Source organism: Bacillus sp. SJ-10 (assembly GCF_002843505.1).
Taxonomy (GTDB): domain Bacteria; phylum Bacillota; class Bacilli; order Bacillales; family Bacillaceae; genus Bacillus; species Bacillus velezensis.
In genome coordinates, this window is sequence record NZ_CP025258.1 from 2,498,942 (window position 1) to 2,513,659 (window position 14,718).

At 43.1% G+C, this 14,718-nt stretch carries 18 protein-coding genes, 1 pseudogene and 1 riboswitch; of the genes and pseudogenes, 17 read left to right on the forward strand and 2 right to left on the reverse strand.

Annotation, left to right across the window (positions count from 1 at the left end):
• The first annotated feature begins 70 nt into the window (after positions 1–70).
• The 4 genes from CXL14_RS12695 (at position 71) to pbuX (ending at position 5,822) form a co-directional block, all read left to right on the forward strand.
• Positions 71–1,990, forward strand: a complete 1,920-nt coding sequence (locus CXL14_RS12695) for an ATP-dependent DNA helicase (protein WP_017418013.1) — start codon at positions 71–73, stop codon at positions 1,988–1,990.
• 111 nt (positions 1,991–2,101) lie between these two features.
• Complete coding sequence (locus CXL14_RS12700) at positions 2,102–3,604, forward strand: carboxypeptidase M32 (protein ID WP_017418012.1); 1,503 nt, start codon at positions 2,102–2,104, stop codon at positions 3,602–3,604.
• 133 nt (positions 3,605–3,737) lie between these two features.
• Positions 3,738–3,837, forward strand: a riboswitch (purine riboswitch).
• Between the two features lie 99 nt (positions 3,838–3,936).
• Positions 3,937–4,521 (forward strand): xanthine phosphoribosyltransferase, encoded by a 585-nt coding sequence (xpt, locus tag CXL14_RS12705; RefSeq protein WP_014418223.1) that lies wholly within the window; start codon positions 3,937–3,939, stop codon positions 4,519–4,521.
• Positions 4,518–5,822 (forward strand): xanthine permease PbuX, encoded by a 1,305-nt coding sequence (gene pbuX / locus CXL14_RS12710; protein ID WP_014418222.1) that lies wholly within the window; start codon positions 4,518–4,520, stop codon positions 5,820–5,822. Before xpt ends, pbuX begins: the two co-directional genes overlap by 4 nt.
• 43 nt (positions 5,823–5,865) lie before the next feature.
• Here pbuX and CXL14_RS12715 read toward each other — a convergent pair whose 3' ends face one another.
• Both CXL14_RS12715 and CXL14_RS12720 read right to left on the reverse strand, forming a co-directional pair.
• On the reverse strand, positions 5,866–7,062 hold the full coding sequence (locus CXL14_RS12715; RefSeq protein ID WP_014418221.1) for a tyrosine-type recombinase/integrase: 1,197 nt from the start codon (positions 7,060–7,062) through the stop codon (positions 5,866–5,868).
• Between the two features lie 371 nt (positions 7,063–7,433).
• Positions 7,434–7,811, reverse strand: coding sequence for a helix-turn-helix domain-containing protein (locus CXL14_RS12720; RefSeq protein ID WP_014418220.1), 378 nt, complete (start codon positions 7,809–7,811; stop codon positions 7,434–7,436).
• A 153-nt stretch (positions 7,812–7,964) separates the two neighbouring features.
• On the opposite strand from CXL14_RS12720, the gene CXL14_RS12725 reads away from it, so the two are divergent.
• From CXL14_RS12725 to CXL14_RS12785, 13 genes and pseudogenes are all read left to right on the forward strand, one after another.
• Positions 7,965–8,183, forward strand: a complete 219-nt coding sequence (locus CXL14_RS12725) for a helix-turn-helix transcriptional regulator (RefSeq protein WP_088056598.1) — start codon at positions 7,965–7,967, stop codon at positions 8,181–8,183.
• 12 nt (positions 8,184–8,195) lie between these two features.
• Positions 8,196–8,510 carry a hypothetical protein gene (locus CXL14_RS12730; RefSeq protein WP_032863594.1) on the forward strand — a complete coding sequence of 105 codons (315 nt, stop codon included), beginning with the start codon at positions 8,196–8,198 and terminating at the stop codon, positions 8,508–8,510.
• On the forward strand, positions 8,507–9,235 hold the full coding sequence (locus tag CXL14_RS12735; protein ID WP_014418219.1) for a phage regulatory protein/antirepressor Ant: 729 nt from the start codon (positions 8,507–8,509) through the stop codon (positions 9,233–9,235). The genes CXL14_RS12730 and CXL14_RS12735 overlap by 4 nt, the downstream gene beginning before the upstream one ends.
• 57 nt (positions 9,236–9,292) lie before the next feature.
• A pseudogene (locus tag CXL14_RS12740) lies at positions 9,293–9,864 on the forward strand (helix-turn-helix domain-containing protein).
• Positions 9,861–10,118, forward strand: coding sequence for a YqaH family protein (locus CXL14_RS12745; protein ID WP_014418217.1), 258 nt, complete (start codon positions 9,861–9,863; stop codon positions 10,116–10,118). The pseudogene CXL14_RS12740 and the gene CXL14_RS12745 overlap by 4 nt, the downstream one beginning before the upstream one ends.
• Positions 10,115–10,312: a YqaI family protein gene (locus CXL14_RS12750; RefSeq protein WP_014721404.1), complete on the forward strand. Its 198-nt coding sequence runs from the start codon at positions 10,115–10,117 to the stop codon at positions 10,310–10,312. Before CXL14_RS12745 ends, CXL14_RS12750 begins: the two co-directional genes overlap by 4 nt.
• 101 nt (positions 10,313–10,413) lie before the next feature.
• Entirely contained in the window at positions 10,414–10,602 is a 189-nt protein-coding gene (locus CXL14_RS12755; RefSeq protein ID WP_032859263.1) for a hypothetical protein, read from the forward strand.
• Positions 10,599–11,519 carry a hypothetical protein gene (locus CXL14_RS12760; RefSeq protein ID WP_025852621.1) on the forward strand — a complete coding sequence of 307 codons (921 nt, stop codon included), beginning with the start codon at positions 10,599–10,601 and terminating at the stop codon, positions 11,517–11,519. Before CXL14_RS12755 ends, CXL14_RS12760 begins: the two co-directional genes overlap by 4 nt.
• On the forward strand, positions 11,443–12,276 hold the full coding sequence (locus CXL14_RS12765; RefSeq protein WP_371979617.1) for a PD-(D/E)XK nuclease-like domain-containing protein: 834 nt from the start codon (positions 11,443–11,445) through the stop codon (positions 12,274–12,276). Before CXL14_RS12760 ends, CXL14_RS12765 begins: the two co-directional genes overlap by 77 nt.
• A gap of 197 nt (positions 12,277–12,473) precedes the next feature.
• Positions 12,474–13,175, forward strand: coding sequence for a DnaD domain protein (locus CXL14_RS12775; RefSeq protein ID WP_052586175.1), 702 nt, complete (start codon positions 12,474–12,476; stop codon positions 13,173–13,175).
• On the forward strand, positions 13,060–14,007 hold the full coding sequence (locus CXL14_RS12780) for an ATP-binding protein (RefSeq protein ID WP_141233183.1): 948 nt from the start codon (positions 13,060–13,062) through the stop codon (positions 14,005–14,007). The genes CXL14_RS12775 and CXL14_RS12780 overlap by 116 nt, the downstream gene beginning before the upstream one ends.
• Positions 14,004–14,147, forward strand: a complete 144-nt coding sequence (locus tag CXL14_RS20420) for a hypothetical protein (protein WP_088056592.1) — start codon at positions 14,004–14,006, stop codon at positions 14,145–14,147. The genes CXL14_RS12780 and CXL14_RS20420 overlap by 4 nt, the downstream gene beginning before the upstream one ends.
• Positions 14,148–14,242: 95 nt before the next feature.
• On the forward strand, positions 14,243–14,671 hold the full coding sequence (locus CXL14_RS12785; protein ID WP_088056591.1) for a RusA family crossover junction endodeoxyribonuclease: 429 nt from the start codon (positions 14,243–14,245) through the stop codon (positions 14,669–14,671).
• The last annotated feature ends 47 nt before the right edge of the window (positions 14,672–14,718 follow it).

Sequence of the window (14,718 nt, forward strand, 5' to 3'; positions counted from 1 at the left end):
TGTTGTATTGAAAAGGGTTAAATGATATTATAGATGGTCTGAATGCCGAATAGTTAGGGGTTGGAGTTGGGTGACAACATCACGTTTGCCTTTTGCTTTAACAAAAGAAAAGAATTTTTACGAAGAATTGAACAATTGGATTGGTGACGTGTTTTACGATATCCTTCCCGAGAAAGGCTTTGACCTTCGGGATGAGCAGGTATTTATGGCGTTTCAGCTTGAACGGGCATTTAAAGAGAAAAAGGTCATGTTCGCTGAGGCAGGAGTCGGTACGGGGAAAACGCTGGTGTATCTGCTGTTTGCCATCAGCTATGCCAGATATACGGGTAAACCGGCCATTATCGCATGCGCCGATGAAACGTTAATTGAACAGCTTGTCAAAAAAGAAGGCGACATTTCCAAGCTGACAGAACATTTGGATCTGCAGATTGATACACGGCTGTCCAAATCCCATGAGCAGTATCTGTGTCTGAAAAAGCTTGAGAAAACAATGCAGCGTTCTGATGATGAAAAGTGGCTGGATCTTTATGAGTCGCTGCCTTCATTCGTACACGAATCACAAGCGATGCAGCGCTTTTATCCGTACGGCGACCGCAAACAGTACGCTGATTTGACGAATGAAGAGTGGGCAGGCGTCAGCTATGATTCCTTCCAAGATTGTTTAACTTGTGATATGAGACATAGATGCGGTTTAACACTTTCAAGAGATCATTACAGAAAATCAACGGATCTGATTGTTTGCTCCCATGATTTCTACATGGAGCATGTATGGACGGAAGAATCACGTAAAAGGGAAGGACAGCTGCCGCTTTTGCCGGATCACAGCGCCGTCGTGTTTGATGAAGGACATCTGCTGGAATTCGCCGCGCAAAAAGCGTTAACCTATCGCGTGAAGCAGTCGACGCTCGAGCTGTTTTTAGAGCGTCTGCTTCAAAATGACATCAGAGAGGAATTCGCCGAACTGATTGAAGATGCCCTTGCCGCAAACGATGAGTTTTTCTATGTGCTGTCAGAGGAATCGAAGGAAATCGCCGGCTCTCACCGATTGGACATCCAAAACGACCAGCGCGTTAAGCGTGCGGCTGACGAACTGTGCCGTCTGCTCGATAAAATCGGCGAGGCGCTCGTATTTGAATCGGAAATGTATACGATTGATAAGTACGAGCTGTCAGTTGTAGAAGAATACGTCGAACAAATGGCATATTCGCTGTCGCTGTATCAGAAGGATGCCATCAGCTGGCTTGAAACGCGGGATACAGACTCAACGTTTGTCGTTATGCCGAGAACTGTAGCCGAAGTGCTGGGAGAAAAGGTCTTTTCTAAAAAGATTCCTTATATCTTCTCATCGGCCACTCTTTCTGAGGGCGGTTCATTTGATTATATCGCTGACAGCCTCGGAATCCGTGATCCTTTATCATTCACCGTTGAATCTCCGTACGATTACGAGGAGCAAATGTCTGTTGCGCTTCACGGTGACATGACGTCTGAGCAGAAAACAGCCGAAACGATTGAAACCATTAAGGAGAATGAAGGACGCACCCTCGTTCTTTTCCCTTCCTTTGAAGACATGAAAGAATTTAAAGAACAGGCTGCCGCGTGGGAGCTGCCGTATCCGATATACTACGAAGGTGACGAAGAGATCAGCAGTCTGGTCGAAAAGTTCCAGCGGGATGAAGAATCCGTGCTTTGTTCCGTCCACTTATGGGAAGGTCTTGACATTCCCGGTGACTCGCTCCGGAATGTGACCATTTGGGCATTGCCGTATCCGCCTCATGATCCGGTGTTTACCGCAAAGCGGAACGGAGCGAAAAAAGATCCGTTTGAGGAAGTTGATCTGCCATACATGCTCTTGAGAGTCAGGCAGGGAATCGGCCGCCTTATCCGTTCTAATCAGGACAGCGGAACCATATCCATTTATGCGGGCGGAGAAAGTGAACGGGTCCTGGCCGAAGTCAAAAAGGTTTTGCCTGTTACACCGAAAATTGTATAAAAACAAAAGCTGCAGGATTCTTATCCTGCGGCTTTTTTAAATCCGGGAAGTTGACTTTATCACGGCATTCCATTAGCCTGTAATTGATAGTGAAAAGGGAGGGGAACGGATATGGATTTACATACATATGAAAAAGAGTTTTTTGATCTGTTAAAAAGAGTATCCCACTATGTCGAAGCCATTGCACTTATGCATTGGGACTTAAGAACGGGAGCCCCGAAAAAAGGCTCTGATGATCGGGCGGAAAGCATCGGACAGCTTTCGGCTGACGTTTTTCAAATCCAGACATCCGACCGGATGAAAGAGCTGATCGACATCCTTCTCGCGCATGCAGAAGAGCTCTCTGAAGATACAGTGAAAGCGGCGGAACTTGCGAAAAAAGATTATGATCATAATAAAAAAATTCCTGAAGATGAGTATAAAGAATATGTCATTTTAACATCAAAAGCTGAAACGGCTTGGGAGGATGCAAAGGCTGCCTCTGATTTCTCTATGTTTGCTCCGTACCTTGAGAAGCTGATTGATTTTAATAAGCGGTTTATTTCGTATTGGGGCTATGAAGATCATCCGTACAACGCATTGCTCGATATTTTCGAACCGGGTGTTACGGTAAAGGTGCTGGATCAGCTGTTTTCTGAATTGAAGGAAGCGATCATTCCGCTTATCAAAAAAGTGACGGAATCCGGCAATAAACCGGACACTTCCTTTATAACGAAAACGTTTCCGAAAGAACAACAAAGAGACCTCTCCTTGTATTTCTTAAAAGAGTTCGGGTATGATTTTGACGGCGGCCGCCTAGACGAGACGGTGCATCCGTTTGCGACGACAATCAACCGGGGCGATGTGCGGGTGACGACCAGATATGACGAAAACGATTTCCGCACGGCAATTTTCGGAACGATTCATGAATGCGGGCATGCGATCTACGAGCAGAATATTGACGAAGCGCTGAGCGGAACGAACTTATCTGACGGTGCATCCATGGGAATTCATGAATCCCAATCGTTATTTTATGAAAACTTTATCGCCAGAAATCAACATTTCTGGACCGCCTATTATGAAAAAATGGTTGAGGCTTCGCCTGATCAATTTCAAGATGTGAAAAGAGAAGATTTTGTACGCGCTGTCAACGAGGCGAAACCGACCTTTATCCGAATTGAAGCCGATGAGCTGACATATCCGCTTCATATTATTATCCGTTATGAAATTGAAAAAGCAATTTTCAGTAATGAAGTGACAGTGGAAGAACTGCCTGCATTGTGGAATCAAAAATATCATGATTATTTAGGCATTACGCCGCCATCTGACGCAAAAGGCATTTTGCAGGACGTACATTGGGCGGGCGGCGATTTCGGCTATTTCCCTTCCTATGCGCTCGGATATATGTATGCGGCACAGCTGAAGCATACCATGCTTGACGATCTGCCTGAATTTGATCAATTAATAGAACGGGGCGACTTTGAGCCGATCAAACAATGGCTGACAGAAAAGGTTCATCAGCACGGAAGACGCAAAATGCCGCTTGACATCATAAAAGATGCAACGGGAGAAGAGCTGAACGTTCAATATCTCATTGAGTATCTCGTCGGTAAATATTCAAATTTATATTTATAAACGAAACACCTGGTATACACCGGGTGTTTTTCTAAAAATTCTAAAAAGACGAATAATCGAAAACCAATTCTTTGTAAAAGTTCGGAAATATTCAAATTTCACTATGCAAAAGAAGTGTATCTTGTTATAATTTGATTAATATCATACGAACACTCATATAATCGCGTGGATATGGCACGCAAGTTTCTACCGGTCACCGTAAATGTCCGACTATGAGTGAGCAATGGAACGGCTTTATTCGGCCGTTGCGTGTAGATCATTCGGCATTGCTTGCTCTTTTTATTGAGAGCGGGCAATGCTTTTTTTATTTTTTATAAGCGGGGGTAATCATTGTGGAAGCATTAAAACGAAAAATAGCAGAAGACGGAATTGTTCTTTCTGATCAAGTGCTGAAAGTGGATTCTTTTTTAAACCATCAAATTGATCCGGTTCTCATGCAGCAGATCGGCCGGGAATTTGCGCGCCGTTTTGAAAAAGACGAGATAACCAAAATCGTCACAATTGAATCTTCGGGCATTGCCCCTGCGGTGATGGCCGGCCTTGAACTCGGCGTTCCCGTCATCTTTGCGAGAAAAAGGAAGTCTCTCACATTAACGGAAGATCTGCTGACGGCATCCGTCTATTCTTTCACGAAAAAAACAGAAAGTCAGATTGCAATCTCCGGAAATCATCTGTCGAAAGAAGACCGCGTGTTAATCATTGACGACTTTTTAGCGAACGGACAGGCGGCAGAAGGGCTTTTATCCATCGTAAAACAAGCAGGCGCAGAGGTTTGCGGGATCGGAATCGTCATTGAAAAGTCATTTCAGCCGGGAAGAGATGAGCTGGTGAAAAAAGGATGCCGGGTCGAATCGCTGGCGAGAATTCAATCGCTTGAAGACGGAAAAGTGACATTTGTACAGGAGGTCCGTTCATGAAAAACGGCTATGCCAAAACACTTTCCCTCGGTATCCAGCACGTGCTTGCCATGTATGCCGGCGCCGTCGTCGTTCCTTTAATTGTAGGAGCGGCATTGGGACTGAACGCAGAACAGCTGACATATCTCGTATCAATTGATATTTTTATGTGCGGGGCGGCTACGCTGCTTCAAGTATGGAGGAATAAATTTTTCGGCATCGGCTTGCCCGTTGTGCTCGGCTGTACGTTCACCGCGGTAGCGCCGATTATTTCCATCGGTAAGGAGTACGGGATTTCAGCCATTTATGGAAGCATTTTGGCATCGGGTCTGCTTGTCATTCTGCTGTCGTTTTTCTTCGGTAAGCTCGTATCGTTTTTCCCGCCTGTCGTAACCGGATCTGTCGTGACGATTATCGGGATGACCTTAATGCCGGTCGCGATGAATCATATTGCCGGCGGGGAAGGCAGCGAGGATTTCGGTGATCCGTCTAACCTTGCCCTCGGATTTACGGTGCTCGTCATCATCGTGCTGCTTTATCGGTTTACAAAAGGATTTTTGAAATCCATTTCGATTTTAATCGGCATTTTCATCGGGACGGCCATCGCTTATTTTATGGGAAAAGTGCAATTTGACAATGTGGCGAATGCTGACGCAATTCAAATGATTAAACCGTTTTACTTCGGGACGCCGACATTTCATGCGGCACCGATTATTACGATGTCCATCGTTGCCATTGTCAGCCTTGTTGAGTCAACCGGCGTCTATTTCGCTCTCGGTGACCTGACAAACCGGCGCCTGTCTGAACGTGATTTAGCAAAAGGCTACCGCGCGGAAGGCCTGGCGGTATTCATCAGCGGCATTTTTAATGCTTTTCCGTACACGGCTTATTCCCAAAACGTCGGCCTCGTCCAGCTGACGGGAATTAAGAAAAACGCGGTCATCGGTGTCACGGGTGCACTTTTAATGCTCTTCGGCCTTTTTCCGAAAATCGCAGCCTTCACGACCATCATCCCGTCTTCGGTATTGGGAGGCGCGATGGTGGCCATGTTCGGCATGGTCATTTCCTATGGCATTAAAATGCTCAGTCAAATTGACTTTAAAAAGCAGGAAAACCTTCTGATCGTCGCGTGTTCGGTCGGATTGGGACTCGGTGTAACCGTCGTTCCCGATATGTTTAAGCACTTGCCGTCTTACTTAAATCTGCTGACCACAAACGGAATCGTCGCCGGAAGCTTTACCGCCGTGATTTTGAATATTGTTTATAATATGATTCCTAAAACGAAAAAAACCCTTGATGTGACAAGGGTTCAAGAGGGTTAGTTACCCGTTTTTCTTAAAAAAATAACATTTTAATAACATTTCTTTATGAAATCCCGAGATCGAGGATGCTTCCGAAAGTTTGCTGAACTTTTTGTGAGGCATTCTCTTTCATTTTATTTGTAACGTGGGTATAGATTTTCATTGTTGTTTTCACATCATCGTGGCCGACTCTTTTCATCACAGTCGCAATATCGACACCTGCTTCAGCTAACATACTGATATGTGAGTGTCTGAATATATGAGGAGTCGCATGTTTTTTTATGGATGTTTTTTTTAGAATTCTTTCCATCCGATATATGATGCTTTTTGGCAGGTAAGGGTACCCGTTTGCTCTTGCGAAAATAAAGTTTTCATTATGGTACTCAGATAATTTTGTTTGTGATTGCAAATGCATCTTTTTCACTTTCGTTTTATATGCTTTCAGCATGGCTATAATTTGATCGTCTATAGCAATTGTTCGAATTGATCCAGGTGTTTTGGGCGGAGTTAATTCATACTCTCTCATGTTATTACTTTCTGAATAAATGGTTTTAGTTATCCGGAGTTCTTTTGTTTCGAAATTGATGTCAGACCATTTGAGGGCACATAACTCCCCGGATCGCATACCTGAAAAAGCAAGTAAATAAAATCGTTCCAGATCCATGTGTAGACCGTGATTTTTAACTGCTAAAAGAAATTCCTCGATCTCCGATTTTTCGAGGTATTTTTCAGCTATGTTGTTATTTTCAATTTCTTCAACGGTTATTCTTTTTTTAGGCACTAGAGCATCTGCAATAGGATTGCTTTTAAGAAACTTTACTTTAACAGCATACTTAAATATCATGCCTGCTGTCGTATGTACTCCATTCATAGTGCTTCGTGAATACCCTTGTTCTGCTAGTTTGTTAAGTATTTTTTGATACTGTCTCAAGGTTATTTTATTGATGATGGATTTGGCAATGTAGGCATTTAATATTTTTATCTCTTCTCGTCTGATTCGGACAGTGTTCTTTTTCTTCCCTGTTAACATATACTCTTCCAACCATTCGGCTGCGACTTGATCAAAAGTTATCTTTTTCACTCTTGATTCATCGATGCCATCTTCATTTAAAGCTGCAATTGCATCACGGACTCTTTGCTCGGCTTCTTTTTTTGTTTTGCCCCGCCGCGGAATTTGCTTTCGTTTGCCGGTGACTGGGTCACGAGGGCCTTCTCCAACTGCTAACCATTTTTTACCCTTGATTAATTCTTTGGTATACATTCTTTCACCTCTTAGATTAAGTATAGGAGTTGTTTTAAATACAAATGAAATTAATGAGTAGGGGGAGGAGAGTTAATGTATTCTGGAAAAGAACTTATGTTCTGGTGTTTTGTTTAAAGAAAAGCCCTAAAAGGGCTAATCAAAATTTAAAAACAGGACTTTTCTCAACGACTCGATTTTTACTGATGAGATTCCGTTCAAGTCCGGATCAGTTTCAGATGAGAATAAGATTGAAAACCCTTGAACCATAAGGGATTAGGAACATGGTGAAATTATCCTTTCGGATCGGGTTCATTTGTATTCCGGTTCAAGTTCCGATCTTATTAGTAAACAGAAATAACAGAAATAACTTAATAAACAATAAAGAATAATTACTTTTCCTCTTTTTTGTTTTTGAAATTCTCTGCAATCATTTTTTCAATTCCATCAAGTCGCCTTAGAGCATCTGCAAGATATTTATCTTTTTCATCCTCCGTCATCAGTTCCTGTCCTTCGACATTATCAAAACGAACATCATTCTGCTTACGGAGTTCTTTAGCTTTATCTTGGTAGTACTCTTGACCTCTCAGCAAGTAATCTGTAGAGACTTCAAAGAAATCAGCTATTTTAACTAATGTTTCATAGTCTGGCTGTCTATGGCCTCTTTCATAATTAGCATATGTGCCCCTGTGAACGCCAACCTTTTCAGCCATTTGTTCTTGTGTTAACTTCTTGCCTTTACGGAGTTGAATTAACCGGTCTTTAAACATAATTTCACCTCATTCATTAAACATTATAACGTGTCGAAATGAAACAAATAAAGTTTTGTGTCAAAACGACGAAAAAGTTATTGACATTGTTTCTAATGGACGATATCATAAAAACAAATGATTCGTTTCGACGCAAATAGGGGGGTGAATCTATTGAGGAAATGGTTGATAGACATCCGTGGAGACAAAAGCCAACAGGAAACAGCTGAGGAAATTGGTATCTCTAGAGGTGCTTACGCGAACATTGAATTAGGAAAGAGAAATCCTTCAGTAAAACTAGCAAAGAGAATTGCTAACAACTTTGATGTCGATTGGACGCTTTTTTTTGAAGAAAATGTCGTCGATTCGAAACAAAAATCAAACACAGCATAGGAGGTACCAAATATGTTTACCATGCAATACGACGATAACTTCATTGATCAAATTGCAGCAAAAATTGCTGATAGGGCAACAGATATGTTAGTCGAGCGGCTGGGAGCGTTGAATGAGCTTCCTCACATCTTAACCAGAGAAGAAGCGATGAAAGTACTCAGATGCGGTCAAACAAAAATGTCTGAACTCATGTCGCGACCTGATTTCCCGGTAAATGATGAGTTCGGCAAGAAAATTCCAACCCAGCTGCTTTTTAAATGGATTGAAAGAAATACCCGTTGGGTGGAGGAAAATACCCAGTATTTCCGTAAGGGGGCAACCGCATGAATCAACTTGTTTTTATTGAAGGCGATCAAGTTGTAACCGATAGCCTGACTGTTGCTGAGGTATTCGGAAAGCGTCATGATCATGTTTTACGTGATATTAAAAACCTTGATTCTAGTAAAGAATTTAATCTCCACAATTTTGGGGAGGTTGAATATAAGGACAATAGGAATCGCACTTATAAAAAATATCTCATCAAGCGTGACGGTCTTACATTCTTAGTTTTTGGTTACACAGGTGCAAAGGCAGCGCTGTTCAAGGAAAAGTATATTTCGGAGTTTAACCGAATGGAAAATGAGCTTCAGAAACTAAAGCAGCCGTCTTATATGATTGATGATCCAGTCAGCCGAGCAAAGCGATGGATCACCGAACAGGAAGAACGGCAACAGCTTGAACAAACATTGAGGATTCAGGAGCCGTTGGTCAGTTTTGCTGAATCGTGTATGGCGTCTGAAAAATCCCTGCTTGTCAGAGAGGTTGCAAAACTTGCATCAAAACAAGGCATTGTTATTGGTGAGAGGCAGTTGTTTCAGAAATTACGAGATTGGAAGATGATCTTTTCCAACAAAAATGAACCTTATCAAGAATATGTGAACCGCGGTTACTTTGAAGTAGCACAGGGAGTTCGAGAAGTAAGCGGAAAGTCAAAAACGTGGCTCACAATGAAGATTACACCAAAGGGACAAGCCTACATCATTAACAAGTTGAAAAAGCAACAGGCGAGTTAGTGTTTTCATTACTTAAATTTTATCAGTAAAAAACTGAATATATCAGGAGGCAAACATATGGAGAACAACCCATACAATTTGCGAAATTTACCGCAGATTATGCGTGGTGTCCGAAAATCGGCGGGCCTTGCACAGTACCAAATCGGTAATTTAATTGGGGGAAAGGATCAACGATATGTTTCTGATGTGGAAAATGGCTTTAGCAAACTCACTCCTGAACTATGCATTAAGTGGTTTGAAGTATGTGAAGCCTATGAACATATTGATCTCGTGCATTATCTTTTCCGTCTGCACCCACAGCGGCTGCCCCCATTGATCCTGCATTAAATGAAAGTGCAAGTGCCGCGGTAATCAATATGGTCCATCAGTTGGAAGAGGCGTTGGAAGCAACAAAACACCTAGCCCGTTGGCTGGCAAGTGACAGGCCGGGTAGGAGGGCAGGTGAACTGCCAATGGGTGATATTAAACAGATTTTCGATCTTATTCCGGCAAATAAGACACTCATCTATTCACTAGCCCGCGGACACGGTTTAAAGATACAAGAACTAGCGGATAGGTGGACAAGAAAAGCGCTAGTTGATCAAGTAGCAATGGCAAAACATGAGGAGAGGCAGGCAATTACGATATGAACAACAATCAATTTCTTAAATCAGATTTAGAAGCTGCTAAACGGAAAGTGGATTCAGCAGAAGAATTGGCGATTATGCTAAGTGAGGCCCTGCGTGATGGTGATTACGAGGAAGCCATTAGCTTAGCCGGAAGCATAAAAGTTTTGACGGAGGATATTAACCGGTTAGCAAACAAAGGCCGTTTGTACGATGTAGCTATGAAAATGCAGCAGCGAGGTATTAATTTAACTGTAATAAGCAGGTGCTCGCAATGAACATTGAAAATCCAATGGTTTTGAACAACTGGCACGATAAAACGTCAGAACCTGAAATAAAAAAGGATTTTTTTGGGGACATCATAATGCCAACAGATGATTATGTAATCGACAGCGGCGAGGTAATTTTGAGGGATAATCTTGAACGGTACTTAAAGGAGCAGCTTGGTTTTGAATTTCAAACAGCGCAATAAAAAAGCCCACTCGGCAAAGTGGACTTCGTAAGGCGTTTTGATTATTGATTGGAACCTAATTATATCAAAACGCCTCATAGAAAACAATGGAGGTTTTATAAATGGCAAAATCAATTACAGTGTCATTCAGCGATCGGGCGGACGACCAGGCACGTTTAAGTCAGGTTGGCGGTTCAATTACATTTGACAAGTATGGCCGTCCTGTATTCAGTTTTCCATCAATGGACGCATACCGAGAATGGCAGAGGCGCGGCACAGAAGCTTATTTGAGAGAGGTGGCAGCAAAATGAATGGATTGTCTCAGGTAGATTACTCAGATTATATGCCCGCACCTCAACAGGCAACCAACGTGACTACCGAAGCTATGGTCAGTCGCCAAGCTCAAGAGGTACAGGCTGCTATGGTCATTGCTAAGAAATTCCCGCGGGATGTATACGCGGCGTTCGATCGGATTAAGAAAGCATGTGAACGGAGGCTGTTGGCCGAGAACGCGGTGTACGAATATCCCCGAGGCGGCTCAAAAGTATCTGGTCCTTCTATACGTCTTGCTGAAGCGTTGGCGCAGAACTGGGGGAACATTGATTACGGGATTATGGAATTGGAACAGAAGGCAGGAGAATCGTCTGTCATGGCTTATGCCTGGGACCTCGAAACGAATACCCGTCAAACCAAGATTTTCACGGTTAAGCATGAACGGAAAGCGCGCGGTGCTATTACAAAGCTTGATGATCCAAGGGATATTTATGAAATGGTTGCTAATCAAGGCGCGCGGCGGTTGCGTGCCTGCATACTTGGAGTAATTCCAGGCGATATCGTAGATGCTGCGGTTGATATGTGTCAGCAAACGTTAATCAGCGGTCATAAAGAACCTTTGGAGGATCGTCTCAGAAACGCTTTATCTCTTTTCAAAAAAGAGTTTGGCGTTACAAAAGAAATGATCCAGGAATACATCGGCAATTCGATCGATGCTTTCACTGAACAAGATTTCTTGAAAATTGGACGCATTTACACGTCCCTTCGTGATGGGATGGCAAAGAAAGAGGATTACTTCAATATCAAGGCCACAGGCGCGACTAAGTCAAAGGCTGAAGAAGAATTTAAAAAGCAAAAAGAGCAAGTTGGGAAGGCAGATGAAAAAAAGAAAAAGGCTGGTGATCCTGCTGATGAGGACGATTCCGGCGCTAAACAAGGAGAATTACTATTCTAACGAGATTGATAGATATTACATGTCAAATTCTCAATATAAGAGCTTTCTGCAATGCGAGGCGGCAACAATGGCCAAGATTAACGGTGAATGGGTGCCGCCGGGTTCAGAAGCTCTCCTCTTCGGTCAATATGTTCATGCCTGGCTTGAAGGGAAACAGGTATTTGATGAATTCAAGAGAAACACGCCATCACTTTTTACACAAAAAGGCCAACTGTACAAGCAATATCAGTTAGCTGATCTGATGATTGAGGCGATTCAACATGACGAACTCTGTATGTTCGTTCTGCAAGGAGCAAAGGAAGTTATCGTAACGGCTGAACTTTTCGGTGTTCCATGGAAAGGCAAGCTGGACGTATACAACCCGGCCGGCAGCCGTTTTGCAGATCTGAAAACAACCCGTTCACTTCGAGAAAAGGTGTGGAATCCGGAAATAGGCTATTGCTCGTTTGTCGAAGCATACGGATACATCGGACAGATGGCGCTCTACGCAGAAATGGAAAAGCGTATGACTGGGCGTAACGAGTGGCTTGAGCCTCTTATCGTGGGGGTATCTAAAGAGGATCCGCCGGATAAAGCAGTCATCAATATCGATAAGGGCCGAATGGAAGTAGAGCTTGAAGAGATTGAGCAGCGTATGGGTCGTATCCTGCAAGTGAAACACGGCGGCGAAAAGCCGGAGCGGTGTGAGAGATGCAAATATTGCCGTGCAACAAATCAGTTAAACAGTATCATTCATTTCTCGGAGCTGATCAGCTGATGGAAAAGGATTTAATTAAGGTTCCGATTCCGCATTGTTATTACTGGCTGGTTAAGACAGTAAGGCGTGATATGAGGAAGGGCTTATATACACGGTATGTAACGGACTATCTGAAGACGAATGAACCATCTTTAGAATTAACAGATATTGATTTTAAGGCTCTAACAGCAGTGTGTAAAAGGAAGTAGGTGAGCGATATGGATACGCAAGGACTAGGATATGTCATTTTACCCCGCCTGCCATTTAAAGATTCACGGGATGAGACAATATACGATCATTTATTCAAACGGGCAGAGTATAGAACGGATCAGGATTTAGAGCTCGGTCAGACAATCATTAAGCTTGTGGAATTAGCAAAGCGTTTTAATTGGTCATCCGATCAGATCAAATACTCGTTAGACAGAATGGTCAAGCAGGAGTATTTAAAACTGGACAGGCTGCCGCAAAAACGCGGCTTTATTGTTACAGTTCTGAATTACGCGGATTACATACAGCTTGGCAATTACAACAAGAAGAAGGACCTTGTCCAAGTGTCGGAAGAAAGAAAGGAAGTTGATGAAAAAGTGAAAAATGTCTTTGAATTATTCGAGAACAAAGTCGCCCGTACTATCGGACCAATTGAAGCTCAGCGAATTGGCTATATGGTTGAAGATTACGGCGAGGAGAAGGTCATGGAGGCTATGAAACAGGCTTTCAGGAACAAGGGCAGCAAGGTTGGTTTAAATTACATTGAAGCAGTTCTATCAAATCCGTTTACGCAGAAGAGAAAGGAGAAAAAACAGCATGATAGCTCACAAAACACAAAGTACGGACATGGCAATGGCGGGCATTCTCAAAAAACTACGGGACAGGTCAGCCCAATTTTCAGCGGAACAGGCCGCCTCAGAAGAAAAGGCTGAATATGATTGCCTTGACTGCAAGGACAAAGGAATCATTGTATATCGGGTTCACCAAGATACTGAACGGCAGCTGAGAAAAGAACAAAAAACAATGGAGAGTCTTAACGCTGATCAAATGGTGAGGGAAGAGGATTACCTTGCAGGAAAAGTGTGCTTACCGGATAAGGCCCGGGAGTGGAAAACCACGTACTCTAAGCAATGTAAGTGTGTGAAACGGAAAAAGATCGCCCGGCTTATGGAAGCCAGCGGTATTACCGAGGAATTTGAAATGCTCTTATTCGGTAATTTCATTACAGATGGCAAGCCTGACATGATTAAAGACGCATATGAGTGCGCTATGGAATACTTTAAGGATTTTCAAAAAGTTAAAGGAGAACGTTCGAACAGCATCGCCCTCCTTGGGCAGCCTGGCAGCGGAAAAACGCACCTATTAACGGCAATCATGAACAACCTTATTAAGAAAAAATCTGTTTACTGCATGTATTTCCCTTACGTCGAAGGGATGGGGAATTTAAGAGACAACTTTGATCAACTAGAGTCCAAGCTTGATGCAATGAGAAAAGCGGACGTTCTATTCATCGACGATTTATTTAAACCAGTAAAGGGAGAACCGCGGGCCACAGATTGGCAGGTTGAGCAGATCCAATCGGTCGTTAATTATCGCTACCTGAACCACAAACCCCTGCTGATTTCATCAGAATTAGATACAGCAGCATTATTAGATATAGACGAAGCGCTCGGATCTCGGATACATCAGATGTGCCGTAATTATACGGTAACCATCAAGGGAGACCGAATGCAATTAAATCATAGGTTAGGAGAATGGGAATGAGCTTAAAAACGAACGTTCAAGGATCCGGAGGGATTTATATGTTCGGCCCGGCTGAACAGACAGGCGGACAGGATCTCACACCGGCGATTAGGATCCTGGAGGAGAAAATAAGGCAAATGGAGCTGGTGAGAAGTGCTTAAAGCAGTTGCTGCGCTGCCAGTCATATTACTGACTGCACCTTACAAGGAAAAGCAGATCGAGCATTGGGAACAGATTGACGGGAGGTAAAAGGCTGTTGAGTTCTATTCAGTTTATTGTTTATGGAGAGCCGATCGCACAAGGACGGCCGCGGGGATCCATTCAAAACGGAAAGGTTAGAATGTGCGATCCTGTAAAGTCAAAAAATTTTAAGCAGTATGTGGCACTGGTTGCGTCTCAGCATCGACCGAAGCAGGTTATTGTTGGTCCTGTCGCAATGGAAGTCAGAGTATTCAGACCGATGCCGAAAGCTGTATCCGGATCCAAGAGGAAAAAGGAGAACGCTGAAAAAGGACTTTTACGCCCTGTAACAAAGCCGGACGTCGATAACTATGTAAAAGGTGTCAAAGACGCTTTAAATCATCTGATATACAAGGATGATAGTCAGGTAGTCGATTTGAAGGTCAGTAAGTTTTACAGTGAAGAGCCGCGGGTGGAAGTCATTATAACTGAGATTGAGTCATGACAGGTAGCTTTTCTATGGATCCTAAATCAAATAATCAGGAGGTTAAC